The sequence below is a fragment of the Pseudomonas brassicacearum genome (assembly GCF_003732265.1).
Classification (GTDB): domain Bacteria; phylum Pseudomonadota; class Gammaproteobacteria; order Pseudomonadales; family Pseudomonadaceae; genus Aquipseudomonas; species Aquipseudomonas brassicacearum_D.
Genome location: NZ_MOBK01000002.1, coordinates 316,902 through 330,492, shown reverse-complemented (window position 1 = coordinate 330,492; position 13,591 = coordinate 316,902). Strand labels below are relative to the sequence as shown.

The 13,591-nt window shown below is 60.3% G+C and carries 12 protein-coding genes; 6 read left to right on the top strand and 6 right to left on the bottom strand.

Annotated elements, in window-relative coordinates; genetic code table 11:
* Positions 1-80 precede the first annotated feature (80 nt).
* The 3 genes from relA (at position 81) to BK660_RS07675 (ending at position 3,866) form a co-directional block, all read left to right on the top strand.
* Positions 81-2,324, top strand: coding sequence for a GTP diphosphokinase (gene relA / locus BK660_RS07685; RefSeq protein WP_027923985.1), 2,244 nt, complete (start codon positions 81-83; stop codon positions 2,322-2,324).
* A 137-nt stretch (positions 2,325-2,461) separates the two neighbouring features.
* Positions 2,462-3,295, top strand: coding sequence for a nucleoside triphosphate pyrophosphohydrolase (mazG, locus tag BK660_RS07680; RefSeq protein WP_123432805.1), 834 nt, complete (start codon positions 2,462-2,464; stop codon positions 3,293-3,295).
* A gap of 28 nt (positions 3,296-3,323) precedes the next feature.
* A complete protein-coding gene (locus BK660_RS07675) occupies positions 3,324-3,866 on the top strand; it encodes a DUF2058 domain-containing protein (protein WP_059182324.1) in 543 nt (180 codons plus the stop codon).
* 70 nt (positions 3,867-3,936) lie between these two features.
* Here the strand turns inward: BK660_RS07675 and BK660_RS07670 are convergent, their stop codons facing one another.
* From BK660_RS07670 to BK660_RS07645, 6 genes are all read right to left on the bottom strand, one after another.
* The gene (locus tag BK660_RS07670) at positions 3,937-4,125 is read right to left on the bottom strand and encodes a hypothetical protein (RefSeq protein WP_123432804.1); all 189 of its coding nucleotides are present in this window, start codon (positions 4,123-4,125) and stop codon (positions 3,937-3,939) included.
* Between the two features lie 401 nt (positions 4,126-4,526).
* Complete coding sequence (fabB, locus tag BK660_RS07665) at positions 4,527-5,747, bottom strand: beta-ketoacyl-ACP synthase I (protein ID WP_123432803.1); 1,221 nt, start codon at positions 5,745-5,747, stop codon at positions 4,527-4,529.
* Positions 5,748-5,758: 11 nt separating this feature from the next.
* Positions 5,759-6,274, bottom strand: a complete 516-nt coding sequence (fabA, locus tag BK660_RS07660; RefSeq protein ID WP_008148022.1) for a 3-hydroxyacyl-[acyl-carrier-protein] dehydratase FabA — start codon at positions 6,272-6,274, stop codon at positions 5,759-5,761.
* 247 nt (positions 6,275-6,521) lie between these two features.
* On the bottom strand, positions 6,522-8,423 hold the full coding sequence (locus BK660_RS07655) for an ATP-binding protein (protein ID WP_123432802.1): 1,902 nt from the start codon (positions 8,421-8,423) through the stop codon (positions 6,522-6,524).
* Positions 8,420-9,352, bottom strand: a complete 933-nt coding sequence (locus tag BK660_RS07650; RefSeq protein ID WP_123432801.1) for an ABC transporter substrate-binding protein — start codon at positions 9,350-9,352, stop codon at positions 8,420-8,422. Before BK660_RS07650 ends, BK660_RS07655 begins: the two co-directional genes overlap by 4 nt.
* Positions 9,353-11,476, bottom strand: a complete 2,124-nt coding sequence (locus tag BK660_RS07645) for a TonB-dependent receptor plug domain-containing protein (RefSeq protein ID WP_404942936.1) — start codon at positions 11,474-11,476, stop codon at positions 9,353-9,355.
* Between the two features lie 197 nt (positions 11,477-11,673).
* On the opposite strand from BK660_RS07645, the gene BK660_RS07640 reads away from it, so the two are divergent.
* The 3 genes from BK660_RS07640 to sixA are packed head-to-tail and all read left to right on the top strand — an operon-like array spanning position 11,674 to position 13,513.
* The gene (locus tag BK660_RS07640; protein ID WP_123432799.1) at positions 11,674-12,699 is read left to right on the top strand and encodes an NAD(P)H-dependent glycerol-3-phosphate dehydrogenase; all 1,026 of its coding nucleotides are present in this window, start codon (positions 11,674-11,676) and stop codon (positions 12,697-12,699) included.
* A 17-nt stretch (positions 12,700-12,716) separates the two neighbouring features.
* Entirely contained in the window at positions 12,717-13,064 is a 348-nt protein-coding gene (locus BK660_RS07635) for a DUF4389 domain-containing protein (protein ID WP_123432798.1), read from the top strand.
* A complete protein-coding gene (gene sixA / locus BK660_RS07630) occupies positions 13,061-13,513 on the top strand; it encodes a phosphohistidine phosphatase SixA (protein ID WP_123432797.1) in 453 nt (150 codons plus the stop codon). Before BK660_RS07635 ends, sixA begins: the two co-directional genes overlap by 4 nt.
* Positions 13,514-13,591 lie beyond the last annotated feature (78 nt).

Sequence of the window (13,591 nt, the reverse complement as noted above, 5' to 3'; positions counted from 1 at the left end):
ATGAGCCCCGCGAGCGCAAGCGGGCAACGAAGGTCAGCGATTTGACGCATTGAATCTGCGTCGTAGGGAAGGTAAGCAAGATGGTACAGGTGAGAGCACACCAGCCGATCAATACAGACGGCAGTATCAATCTCGAGGCTTGGCTCGATCATGCGGTCAGTGTCGATCCGGCACTGGATCGCGAAGCCTTGAAGGAAGCGTGCGAGTTCGCTCGTACGTCTGAACAGCAGGCCAATGCGGCGAAGAATCTCTGGTCCGAAGGGACGTCGAGTTTCCGCACGGGCCTTGAGATCGCCGAGATTCTCGCCGACCTCAAACTCGATCAGGATTCACTGGTCGCCGCGATCTTGTACCGTGGCGTGCGCGAAGGTCAGATCCTGTTGCCTGCGATCAGCCAGCGCTTCGGTCCGGTGGTGGCCAAGCTCATCGACGGCGTGCAGCGCATGGCGGCGATCAGCGACAGCCTGAGCCCGCGTAAATCCCTGGTGCTGGGCACTCAGGGCCAGGTCGAAAACCTGCGCAAGATGCTGGTCGCCATGGTCGACGACGTTCGCGTCGCGCTGATCAAACTGGCTGAACGCACCTGCGCGATTCGAGCGGTGAAAACCGCCGACGACGAAAAACGCAATCGCGTCGCCCGTGAAGTCTTCGACATCTATGCGCCCCTCGCGCACCGGCTCGGTATCGGTCACATCAAGTGGGAACTGGAGGACTTGTCCTTCCGTTACCTTGAGCCTGACCAGTACAAGCAGATTGCCAAGTTGTTGCATGAACGGCGTCTGGATCGCGAGCGTTTCATCGCCGACGTGATGAGCCAGCTGAAGAACGAATTGCAGGCCACCGGCGTCGATGCCGACATCAGCGGCCGGGCCAAACACATCTATTCGATCTGGCGCAAAATGCAGCGCAAGGGTCTGGAATTCAGCCAGATCTACGACGTTCGCGCCGTTCGCGTGCTGGTGCCGGAAATGCGCGATTGTTACACCGCGCTCGGCATTGTCCACACCCTGTGGCGGCACATCCCGAAAGAATTCGACGACTACATCGCCAACCCGAAAGAGAACGGCTACCGCTCGCTGCACACCGCGGTGATCGGCCCCGAGGGCAAGGTGCTGGAAGTACAGATCCGCACCCACGCCATGCACGAGGAAGCCGAGCTGGGCGTATGCGCGCACTGGCGCTACAAGGGCACCGACGTCAAATCCGGCTCCAACCACTACGAAGAGAAAATCTCCTGGCTGCGTCAGGTCCTCGAGTGGCACGAAGAACTGGGTGATATCGGCGGTCTGGCGGAACAGCTGCGGGTCGATATCGAGCCGGACCGGGTCTACATCTTCACCCCGGACGGTCACGCCATCGACTTGCCCAAAGGCGCGACGCCGCTGGACTTTGCGTACCGCGTGCATACCGAAATCGGCCATAACTGCCGTGGCGCGAAGATCAACGGCCGGATCGTGCCGCTCAACTACAGCCTGCAAACCGGTGAACAGGTCGAGATCATCACCAGCAAGCACGGCACCCCGAGCCGCGACTGGCTGAACCCGAACCTGGGTTACATCACCACCTCGCGGGCGCGGGCGAAGATTGTCCACTGGTTCAAATTGCAGGCGCGTGACCAGAACGTCGCGGCCGGTAAAACCCTGCTCGAGCGTGAACTCAATCGCCTGGGCCTGCCGGCGGTGGACTTCGACAAGCTGGCCGACAAGGCCAACATGAAGACCGCCGAGGACATGTTCGCAGCGTTGGGCGCCGGTGATTTGCGCCTGGCGCAATTGGTGAACCTGGCGCAGCAACTGGTCGAGCCGGAACGCGGCAACGAACAGCTGGAGCTGATCCCGCGCAAAGCCACCGGCTACAAACCGGGCAAGCGCGGCGACATTCAGATCCAGGGCGTCGGCAACCTGATGACGCAAATGGCCGGCTGCTGCCAGCCGTTGCCAGGGGATGCCATCGTCGGTTACATCACCCAGGGCCGCGGCGTGAGCATTCACCGTCAGGACTGCGCTTCGGTGCTGCAACTGGGCGGGCGCGAGCCAGAGCGGATCATTCAGGTCAGCTGGGGCCCGGTGCCGGTGCTCACGTATCCGGTGGACATCGTCATCCGCGCCTACGACCGCTCCGGTTTGCTGCGTGACGTCTCGCAGGTGCTGCTCAATGAGCGGATCAACGTGCTGGCGGTCAACACCCGCTCGAACAAAGAGGACAACACCGCGTTGATGTCCCTGACCATCGAGATTCCGGGGCTGGATGCGCTGGGGCGGTTGCTGGGACGGATTTCCCAGTTGCCGAACATCATCGAAACCCGCCGTAACCGTACGCCTTGAGTGTATGGTTGGCGCCGATCAAATGTGGGAGCGGGCTTGCTCGCGAAAGCGGTGTGTCAGACAACATAGATGTCGACGGATACTCCCTCTTCGCGAGCAAGCCCGCTCCCACAAGGAGTCTGTGGTGAGAGTGACTGATGTACAAACTTGAAGACCTGCTGCACCTGATGAACCGTCTGCGCGACCCGCAGTTCGGTTGCCCGTGGGACATCAAGCAAACCTACGCCACCATCGTCCCGCACACCCTTGAGGAAGCCTACGAAGTCGCTGACGCCATCGAGCGCGGTGACTTCGATCACTTGCAGGGCGAGTTGGGGGATTTGCTGTTCCAGGTGGTTTATTACAGCCAGCTGGCACGGGAAGAAGGGCGCTTCGAATTCGCCGGTGTGATCGACAGCATCACCCGCAAGCTGATCCGTCGCCATCCTCACGTGTTCCCCACCGGTGATCTGTATGCGCCCATGGACATCCCGCGCCTGAGCGAAGAACAGGTCAAGCAGCGCTGGGAAGAGATCAAGGCCGAGGAGCGCGCCGAAAAATCTGCGGCGCCGCAACAACTGTCCTTGCTCGACGATGTGCCCGCCGCGCTGCCTGCATTGTCTCGTTCGGCCAAGTTGCAGAAGCGCGCCGGGCAGGTCGGTTTCGACTGGCCGGACGCCTTGCCGGTACTGGACAAGGTTCGCGAAGAACTCGATGAAGTGCTCGAAGCGATGGCCGACAATGACTCGGCAGCGATTGCCGATGAAGTCGGTGACCTGCTGTTTTCCGTGGTCAATCTGGCACGTCATCTCAAGGTTGATCCGGAAACCGCGCTGCGGGGCGCCAACAGTAAATTCGAAAGACGCTTCCGTTTTATCGAACAGGCATTGCGCGACACCCACCGTCCCATAGAAGATTGCACCCTCGAAGAGTTGGACGCCTTATGGGGCGAAGCCAAACGTCAGGAAAAGAATTTGACCAGCTGCGGTTGAGCAGTTGCCTAAGTGAGAAACAAGCACCATGAGCATTTCCCTTCGCGACCAGTTGCTCAAAGCAGGGCTGGTCAACCAGAAGCAGGCCAAACAGGTCGGCAAAGAGAAGCAGAAACAACAGCGCCTGGCCCACAAAGGCCATATCGAACTGGATGACTCGCAGCAGCGTGCGGCGCAGGAAGCGAAGGCCGAGAAGGTCAAGCGTGACCAGGAGCTGAACCGTCAGCAGCAGGAAAAGGTCGAGGCCAAGGCCCGCGCCGCGCAGATCAAGCAATTGATCGAAGTTTCGCGCCTGCCGAAGTTGACCACCGAGGATTACTACAACTTCGTTGACGACAAGAAGGTCAAGCGCCTCTGCGTCAACACGCTGATGCGTAACCAGCTCAGCAATGGCTTCCTGGCCATCGTGCACCACGCCGGCGGTTACGAAGTGATCCCGCGTGAAGCGGCCCTGAAGATCCAGGAGCGTGATCCGCAACGCATCGTGCAGATGAACGTGAAGACTGAAGAAGTGGCCGCCGAGGACGATCCGTACGCCGCCTATCAGATTCCGGATGATCTGATGTGGTAAGCCGTTAACGGCTGCAACAACGACAAACCCCGCTCATGGCGGGGTTTGTCGTTTTCAATGCTGTAGTTGCTCAAGCGCAGCGCAACGCCCTTTGCTGCTCCAGTGTTTCCAGTTCGGATTTGTAGTTGTGCGCGTCAGTCTCGGAGTGAAACATCCCTACCAGCAGGTCTTGTTGGTGGACATCCCAAATGCGGATACCGGCGGCTACACCCTCATGGGATTTATGTGAATCGTCGCGTTCAGTTACTTTTACAGTCATCTGCTAGCTCCAATCTCAATTAACTGCACCAAGGCGTGTGCAGGTCTTTGTTATACGTTTTGTTAGCTTGCTAAGTAAACGCTCGGGATTGGTAACGAACAATTGCCGATTCTGCAAAAGTCCTGGGGCCCGCGTAACACGCGACATTCGGTCGCAGGGCGTTGAGTTTTATGACAAAAGCTTCATGTTCATGAAAACGAAATTCGCAGGATGTCACCGTACCTGTGGGAGCGGGCTTGCTCGCGAAGGCGGCATGAAAGTCACCCATTGTGTTGGCTCTGATGGCCTCTTCGCGAGCAAGCCCGCTCCCACAGGGGAACGTGGTCTACCCATTATTCAGGCACAAAAAAAACGCCCCGAACCAGTCGGGGCGTTTTTGTGTGCAGCGAGACGGCGAGGTATTACTTACCTGCCCAACGCTTCAGTACCAGCGTGGCGTTGGTGCCACCGAAACCGAAGCTGTTGCTCATCACGGTGTTGATGGTGGCGTTTTCGCGAGTCTTGGTCAGGATCGGCATGTCTGCCACTTCCGGGTCCAGTTCGTCGATGTTGGCGGAACCCGCCATGAAGTTGCCTTCCATCATCAGCATGCAGTAGATCGCTTCGTGAACGCCGGCGGCGCCCAGGGAGTGACCCGACAGGCTCTTGGTGGAGCTGATGGCTGGAGCCTTGTCGCCGAACACTTCACGCACACCTTTCATTTCTGCGACGTCGCCGACTGGAGTCGAGGTGCCGTGGGTGTTCAGGTAGTCGATCGGAGCGTCAACGGTGGACATGGCCATCTGCATGCAGCGGATGGCGCCTTCGCCGCTTGGGGCGACCATGTCGTAGCCGTCGGAGGTCGCGCCGTAGCCAACGATTTCCGCGTAGATCTTCGCGCCGCGGGCCAGAGCGTGTTCGAGCTCTTCGACCACGACCATGCCGCCACCGCCGGCGATGACGAAACCGTCACGCTTGGCGTCGTAGGCACGGGAAGCCTTTTCCGGGGTTTCGTTGTACTGGCTGGACAGTGCGCCCATGGCGTCGAACAGGAACGACTGGCTCCAATGCTCTTCTTCACCGCCGCCGGCGAACACGATGTCCTGCTTGCCCATCTGGATCTGTTCCATGGCGGTACCGATGCAGTGAGCACTGGTGGCGCAGGCAGAAGCGATGGAGTAGTTCAGGCCCTTGATCTTGAACGGGGTGGCCAGGCAAGCGGAAACGGTGCTGCTCATGGTCCGCGTCACGCGGTATGGACCAACGCGCTTCACGCCTTTCTCGCGCAGGATGTCCAGCGCTTCCATCTGGTTCAGCGTGGAGGCGCCACCGGAACCGGCGATCAGGCCGGTACGCGGGTTGGAGACTTGCTCATCGGTCAGACCGGAGTCGGTGATGGCGTCTTTCATGGCCAGGTAGGCGTAAGCCGCCGCGTGGCCAACGAAGCGATAGATCTTGCGATCGATCAATTCTTCGAGGGGAAGGTCGATGGAGCCGGAAACCTGGCTACGCAGACCCATTTCGGCATATTCCGGGTTGAACCGGATGCCAGGGCGACTTGCACGCAGGTTAGCGGAGACGGTCTCTTTGTCATTGCCCAGGCACGAAACGATGCCCAGACCAGTGATAACGACGCGGCGCATGCGGATAACCCTTAGAAGTTGTCAGTGGAGGTGAAAACGCCGACCCGAAGGCCTTCGGCGGTGTAGATCTCGCGGCCGTCGACGCTGACCGAACCGTCGGCAATGGCCAGGTTCAGTTTGCCTTTCAACACGCGCTTGATCTGAATGTTATAGGTGACTTTCTTGGCGGTTGGCAGGACCTGGCCGAAGAATTTCACTTCGCCCGAACCCAGCGCACGGCCACGGCCCGGCAGACCTTGCCAGCCGAGGAAGAAGCCGACCAGTTGCCACATGGCGTCAAGGCCCAGGCAGCCTGGCATCACCGGATCACCTTCGAAGTGGCAGGCGAAAAACCACAGGTCCGGAGTGATATCCAGCTCGGCGACCAATTCACCTTTGCCGTACTTGCCACCCTCGGCACTGATATGGGTGATGCGATCCACCATCAGCATGTTCGGGGCGGGCAGTTGTGCGTTACCTGGGCCGAACAGCTCACCGCGACTGCAGCGCAGCAGGTCTTCCCGAGTAAAGGCGTTTTGTTGGGTCATGCGAGCTCCTCAATAGTCCCATGCGGCAGGGTGGGGCAAATCTCCCGGCCGATCGAGGCGTTCATGCCTCGAGTCAGCAGCCTACTCATAGACTATTGCGTTGTGGTGAAAGTCACAGCACCAAGGACATGAATGTACACTTGTGCACTGAAATTATTATTCAAGCCCCTTTTCGGGCCTGTTCGGGTGCCTAAGACTGCCGCACTTTCGCCTTTCACGCCAGTCGCAGATGGTCGAAAGGCCTGTACTACTGCACCCAGCGCTGCAGAATTTGCTGCAAATCAGTTCGTTTGAACGGCTTGGCCAAGTAATCGTTCATGCCCGCCGACAAACAGGCTTCGCGATCACCCTGCAACGCATTGGCGGTCAAGGCGATGATCGGCAAGTCCGCGCAGCCGGGCAACTGGCGAATCTGTCGGGTCGCTTCGTAGCCGTCGACGATCGGCAGTCGGCAGTCCATCAGGATCGCTTCAAAAATCAGGCTTTCGGCGCTGCGCACGGCCTGCGCGCCATCGGTCGCGACGCTGACAGTAAAGCCCAGGCTGCGCAACATTGCCTCGATCACGGTCTGATTGACCGGGTTGTCTTCGACCAGCAACACGTTATGCCCGACGCCATCCTCATTGCCGGTTTGCGCCCTGGGGGTCAGCACCGGCAGCGTCTGTTTATAGAGCGCCAGCGGGATTTCCAGGGTAAACACCGAGCCCAGGCCTTCTTCGCTCTGTGCCCGCAAGGTGCCGCCCATGCGTTCCGCCAGGGTGCGGGCAATCGGCAGGCCCAGGCCGGTGCCACCGTAACGGCGTGAAATGGAACTGTCGGCCTGCTGGAACGCGTTGAACATCAGCTCCAGGCTTTCAGCGGAAATACCGATGCCGCTGTCGCGCACGGTGCAGGTGAACCACAGCAGTTCGTGATCCAGCGATTGCCACTGCGGTTCGATGCTGACACGGCCGTGCTCGGTGAACTTCAAGGCATTGCCGACCAGATTGACCAGAATCTGCCGGATGCGCGTTGGATCGCCTTGAACCTGAAGCGCGCGCATGTCGTCGGGAATCAGCAAATGCAGATCGAGCCCCCGTTGCGCCGCGCTGTGCTGGAACGATTGGGCGCAACTGACGATCAGGTCCGCGAGGTTGAACGGGATGTGCTCCAGTTCCAGCTCCGAACGCTCGATGCGCGAGAAGTCGAGAATGTCGTTGATGACCTTGAGCAGGTGTTCGGTGGACTCCGAGGCCAGCGCCGCGTATTCGACCTGCTCTTCGGTCATGTCGGTGGTTTCGAGCAATTGCAGCATGCCGAGTACGCCATTCATTGGCGTGCGCAGTTCATGGCTCATCATCGCCAGGAAATCAGACTTGGCATTGTTGGCCTTTTCCGCTTCCTCGCGTGTCTGGATCAACTGCGCCATCGCCTGATGTTGTTCGCGACTGGCTTGTTCGAGGCCGCTGGCGAGGTTGTTGATGTGTTGCGACAGCGCGCCCAACTCGGTGTCGTCGACAATCGGCAAGGGGCGTGAGTAATCACCTTCCTGGATCGCCTTCACCGCGTTGCCAATGTCGCGGATCGGTTGCGACAGGCTGCCCGCCAGGCGCCGTGCCACCAGAAAGGTAAACAGCAGGGCGAACAGGGCGAGGATCGCGGCTTTCAACAGGATTTCCTGCTGACGCTGGTTGAAGGCGTCATTCGACAGACCGACGATCACCCGGCCCAGATAGTCCTCGGACGGGCCGACGCTCGCGGCTTTGGAACCCTGGAAAAAATCATTGTTCAGCGCGATCCGCTGCAGCCGCACCGGTGCCTGGAACACTTCGACCTGCTGCGAGCGCCGGTGGGTTTCCGACGGCTGCTCGACGTACACCAGAATCCGATTGGCGTTGTCCTGGACCTCCAGGAAGCGCACATTCGGCGTGGCGAGCGTTGCCTTGAGCAGGCTTTCGAGCACCTCGTTGTTTCCTGAAATCACCCCGTATTCGGTGGCGGGAGCCAATTGGTTGGCGATCAACTGCCCGGTGTGGTTGAGCTCCTGACGCAGGTCCTGAATCCGCACGAAGGTAAAAAAACTGATCAGCAGCAGCGTCAGCAACAAGGCCGGGCCAAGGCTGATCATCTGCGTTCGGGTGTTGATGTCCCAAGGGCGCCGGAAGGTCATGGGCGGCTTTCTCCTTCAGCCAACTGCAGGGCGGCAGACGCGTCATCAATCTGCTCAATACCTAATGAACGAGCCACTTGCGGGTTACTTGAGACTTTGAAGTGTTGCGGGTAAAGGGCGCGCGGCCAGCTCGCCGGTGGCAGATCGAGCAATTCGTCGAGCACCTGCAACCAGTCGCTCTGATCGCTGTACGTGCTGGCCAGGCTGCCGGCCTTGACGAACGCGGCATTCGGGCCGATCAAGGCCAGTTGTCGGGAATAGCTGCTCAATAGCAGGTTTTTCGCGGTTTTCGGGTTGTACAGGTCGGGATCGTCGAGGCCCAGCAGCACGTCGCAGTTTTTCAGCAAGTCCTGCAAGGGGCGACTGTCATGGGTGTTGTCCCAACGTTCGGCAACCACATCAAGCGTTTCCCCCAGGGCGGCCAGACGCATTTCTTTCAACAGGAATTCGCTGTGATCGTCGTACAGCACGCCAACGCGCCGCGCCTGGGGCAGGACCAGTCGAGTCAGACGCAATTGCCGATCCAGTGGCGGATCACTCCAGAGCAGGCTGAGGTGCGGCGGAAAGTTCACGCCGAAACGTTGTTGGGCTTGCAGGCGACTGATGCGCAGTACCAGCGTCGCCGGGCCCTGGGCCTCTTGCTGGCGCCAGTCGAGGCTCGGCAGATCGAGCAGAATCAGGCGCGTGGCGACGGGCAGTTTGCCAGGCGAGGGGAGGCTCGCCAGTGGCTGGAAACGCACGCTGTCGGCCGGACGCATCTCGCTCAATGCACGGACGAAGGATTGCACGCCGGGGCTGTCTTCGGTGCCGGTCAACAGAATGTCCGCAGCCTGTATCGGCAGGGCGCCGAGCAGGCAGCCAACCGCCAGGCACAACCCGACCAGCAGGCGGCCCAGTGGCGGCGACTTCCATGACAGGTAACGGCGCATTTAAAACGTCAGCTCCGCGCTGAAATAAACCACGCGGCGCTCGTCGTAGTTGTTGTCGACGAAGGTGGTGGGTTGGTTGTCCAGGCGTTGCTGAAGAATGCCGGCCAGTTCCAGGTTGGCCTTGCCCAAGCCGATGCGTTTGGCAATGCGCGTGTCGACCCGCTCGAAGCGGTAACCGTTGAGCGCATCGTCGCCATAGTAGAAGAGGGCGCTGTTCCAGCCCTGTCCCCAGTTGCGCAGCCAACCGGCGGAGCCGCTGTTGCGCGCGGTCTGTTGCTCATCCAGCGGATTACTCGCGTCCGCGTCCACGTAGGCATAAGTCAGGCGCAGGCGGTCGGCGCTGCCCAGGCGCCAGTCCAGTTGCGTTTCCGCTCCGGTGAAGCGTGCGCTGTTGGAGTTGCTGGCGATGTACTGATTGTTGCGCAGGGGTTCGCTGATCATGCCGCTGATTTCGTCGTAGAACAGCTTCACATCGACGCTCAGTCCCAGCTCGACGAAGTAGCCGTTGTAGCCCAGCTCTCGCGAGCGCATGCGTTCCTTGTCGAGATCGCCGGGACCACGGGTCTTGACGAAATAGCGGGCGCTGGTCTGGCCGTAAGCGCTGGGCCGCAGGTTGGTCACCTGGTAACTCCAGTTGACGTTGTTCTCAAACATGTCCGGTGAGCGAATCGCTTCCGAGTACACGGCACGCAAGCCATGACGCGGGTTGATCAGGTAGTTGACCGCCACACGCGGGGTCAACGAGCTGCCGGTCAATTGCGTGTCTTCGAACATTGCCCCGCCCTGCAACAACCAATGCTCGGTGGCACGCCATTCCAGTTGGCCGAATGTGCGCCAGGTGGTGTCGTCGAGCGTGCCATTGAAGTAGGTCTCGGAATCGGCCCGGTCGTAACGATAGTTCATGCCGCTGACCAGTCGCAGGCTGTCGGACAGGCTGAGGGTGTCCTGCACTTCGAGGTCGTAGCGCGATTCCCGGGCGCTCTGGTCGATGTCGCCACAGAGCGTCTGCCGGGCGCCGTTTTTCCATTGCCCCAGCACCTGATTGGCCAGCGCTTGTTCAGCTGGCGTGCCCAGAGGTGCGCCGGGACCGGTGAAGCGGTCCATGTTGCGCGCCAGGCGTTCGGTGTAATTGGGGTTGAGTTGCCAGAGTTGGGTCAGCTCCGGGCTGAACGACGCTTCGGCATCACAGGCGCGCCAGGTTTGCTGGCGATCCCAATGCTGGGCCGAACCCTGGACATACAGGCTGTGATCGGGATTGAGGTCCAGGTTCCAGCGCAGCGAGCCGGCGTAATCTTTGGCGGCGACGTCGGAATTGTCCCCGGCGGCAGTAATCCCCGGGAACACCGGGCGGTAGGTATAGGGTTGCTGGTTGGTGCCTTCCTTCGCATTCAGTTGCCAGTCGATGCTCTGGTTTTCCGCGAGCGTCTGGCTGACCGCGAGGTTGAAGCGATTCAGGCGACGACTGTCCCGATAATCGGCACCGTTGCGGTCCGAATCGAAACCGTCGTCCTGCTGCCCGGACAGTGACAGGCGCAAGTCACCGCCATCCCAACCGGTGCCCTGGCTGGCGTAATAGTCGTTGATGCCGCGTTGGCCACGGGTGATTTTCACGCGGGTGCCATGGCTGTTGGCCGGGTTGCGCGTGATGATGTTGACCACCGCCATCAGCGCGTTGGCGCCATAGCTGACGGTGTTCGGGCCGCGAAAGACTTCGATGCGCTCGATGTCTTCCATGGCCACCGGAATGTCACTCCAGTCCACCGTGGCCAGGCCGGCGCGGTACACCGAGCGACCGTCGATCAACACTTGCATGCGTCGGGCGGCGGTGGCGTTGGTGCCGTGGTAGTTCACGGCGGCCTGGTTGCCGCTGATGTTGCCGACCATCATGCCCGGCACCAGTCGCAGCAATTCGCTGATGTCCCGTGCGCCGCTGTTGTTGATCAATTCGCTGTCAATCACCGTCATGCTCCCCGGAACCGCCGCCGGCGATTGCTTCAGGCGAGTCGCCGTCAGCACTTGCGGGAGCGGTTCGTTGTCGAGGAACAAGTCGTCGGCCAGCAAGGACGGGCTGAACATCAGCGCCAGGACCAGCGGCGAGTGAGGTGATGGAGAACCAAGCGACACGTCATACCTTTTGATCGTGAGGAGTTGGCGCGCATGTTAACCGAGCGCGGTAACTTTTCCATTCACGATGCCGGCATTTTCCTCGTATTTATTGGTCTTCTTCCTACAAGTGTCGGTAATTGACGCGGGGGCTGGCCGCCACGGGGGCGCTCCGTATAATGCCGACATCGCCACTGGTATGGATTAACGGATTGCATATGACTGAACAGCGCCCAATTGCGGTCCTGGGAGGCGGAAGTTTTGGTACCGCCGTGGCCAATTTGCTGGCCGAAAACGGTCATCAGGTCCGGCAGTGGATGCGTGACCCCGAACAGGCCGAGGCCATTCGGGTCAATCGCGAGAACCCGCGTTACCTCAAAGGCATCAAGATTCTCCCGGCGGTAGAACCGGTGACCGACCTGCAAGCCACGCTGGACGCCTGCGACCTGTGTTTCGTCGCGCTGCCCTCCAGCGCGCTGCGCTCGGTCCTGGTCCCGCATGCCGCTCAGTTGAGCGGCAAACTGCTGGTCAGCCTGACCAAAGGCATCGAAGCCCACACCTTCAAGCTGATGAGCGAAATCCTTGAGGAAATCGCTCCGCAAGCGCGCATCGGCGTGTTGTCGGGACCGAACCTGGCCCGTGAAATCGCCGAACACGCGCTGACCGCCACGGTGGTCGCCAGTGAAGACGAAGAGCTGTGCCAGCGGGTGCAGGAAGCGCTACATGGCCGAACGTTTCGCGTGTACGCCAGCGCCGACCGCTTTGGCGTCGAGTTGGGCGGGGCGCTGAAAAACGTTTACGCGATCATTGCCGGCATGGCCGTGGCGCTGGGCATGGGCGAAAACACCAAGAGCATGCTGATCACCCGCGCGCTGGCGGAAATGACCCGTTTTGCGGTGAATCAGGGCGCCAACCCGATGACTTTCCTCGGGCTTGCCGGGGTGGGCGATTTGATCGTCACCTGCTCGTCGCCGAAAAGCCGTAACTACCAGGTCGGGTTTGCCCTCGGCCAGGGCCTGAGCCTGGAAGACGCGGTGACGCGTCTGGGCGAAGTCGCCGAAGGCGTGAACACGCTGAAAGTGCTCAAGGCCAAGGCTCAGGAGGTGGGCGTCTATATGCCGCTGGTCGCCGGGCTGCACGCGATCCTGTTCGAAGGGCGCACGCTCAATCAAGTGATTGAGCTGTTGATGCGCGGCGAACCGAAAACCGATGTCGACTTTATATCTACCAGCGGTTTCAACTGAGCATCCGGGAGCACGACATGAACGATCCGAAAATCGAAACCAAGTACGAGTCCATCCTGCTGCGGGTGCTGTGGATGATCGTCTTCGTGCTGGTCTGGCAAGTGGCGCAGTTCATCCTTGGCGCGGTGGTGCTGGTGCAACTGATCTATCGTTTGTTCTATGGCGCCCCGAGCGCCAGCCTGATGAACTTCGGCGACAGCCTGAGCCAGTTCCTGGCGCAGATCGGTCGTTTCGGCAGCTTCCACAGCGACCAGAAACCCTGGCCGTTCGCCGACTGGCCGACGCCGCGTACACCGGAAGGTGAAGCGCCGCATGTTGTGGCGCCCGCGCCGCATCCGGCCCGAGATGAGGAACCCAAGCTATGAAACTCTGGGTATTGCGTCATGGTGAAGCCGAACCGTATGGCTCGCGTCCTGATTCCGAGCGAGCACTGACCCCTCACGGTTGCGAAGAAGTACTGCGCAGTGCGGCCGAGTTGATCGGTCAGCCGATCACCGCGATCTACGCCAGCCCTTACCGGCGTGCACAACAGACCGCGCAGTTGGTGCGCGAGGCGCTGGGATTTGAACCGGACATCCGCACCGTCGAGTGGCTGACCCCCGACAACCGCCCGCAAGCGGTGTCGGAGCAGTTGGTGTCGGTGGATTACGCGCTATTGGTCAGTCACAACCCGCTGGTGGGCAATCTGCTCGGTTACCTGCAGCACGGTCACGTGCAAGCGCCGGAAACCGTCAAGACCGCCGGCCTGGCAGAGCTCGAAGGTGACCTGCCGCTGGCCGGCGCCATGAAACTCAAGGGCATCAAACACCCCTGATCATTCTGCTGGTACAGAGATATTGTGGGGTTGCTGATTTTTGTAATGAAATAGCCAACCAAGCAACCGCTTGGTTGA

Coding starts and splice junctions, on each gene's coding strand:
- BK660_RS07635 (WP_123432798.1), top strand. CDS start 12,717: ATGAACGATCCGAAAATCGAAACCAAGTACGAGTCCATCCTGCTGCGG.
- BK660_RS07655 (WP_123432802.1), bottom strand. CDS start 8,423: ATGACCTTCCGGCGCCCTTGGGACATCAACACCCGAACGCAGATGATC.
- fabA (WP_008148022.1), bottom strand. CDS start 6,274: ATGACCCAACAAAACGCCTTTACTCGGGAAGACCTGCTGCGCTGCAGT.
- relA (WP_027923985.1), top strand. CDS start 81: ATGGTACAGGTGAGAGCACACCAGCCGATCAATACAGACGGCAGTATC.
- BK660_RS07670 (WP_123432804.1), bottom strand. CDS start 4,125: ATGACTGTAAAAGTAACTGAACGCGACGATTCACATAAATCCCATGAG.
- BK660_RS07650 (WP_123432801.1), bottom strand. CDS start 9,352: ATGCGCCGTTACCTGTCATGGAAGTCGCCGCCACTGGGCCGCCTGCTG.
- fabB (WP_123432803.1), bottom strand. CDS start 5,747: ATGCGCCGCGTCGTTATCACTGGTCTGGGCATCGTTTCGTGCCTGGGC.
- BK660_RS07640 (WP_123432799.1), top strand. CDS start 11,674: ATGACTGAACAGCGCCCAATTGCGGTCCTGGGAGGCGGAAGTTTTGGT.
- BK660_RS07675 (WP_059182324.1), top strand. CDS start 3,324: ATGAGCATTTCCCTTCGCGACCAGTTGCTCAAAGCAGGGCTGGTCAAC.
- mazG (WP_123432805.1), top strand. CDS start 2,462: ATGTACAAACTTGAAGACCTGCTGCACCTGATGAACCGTCTGCGCGAC.
- sixA (WP_123432797.1), top strand. CDS start 13,061: ATGAAACTCTGGGTATTGCGTCATGGTGAAGCCGAACCGTATGGCTCG.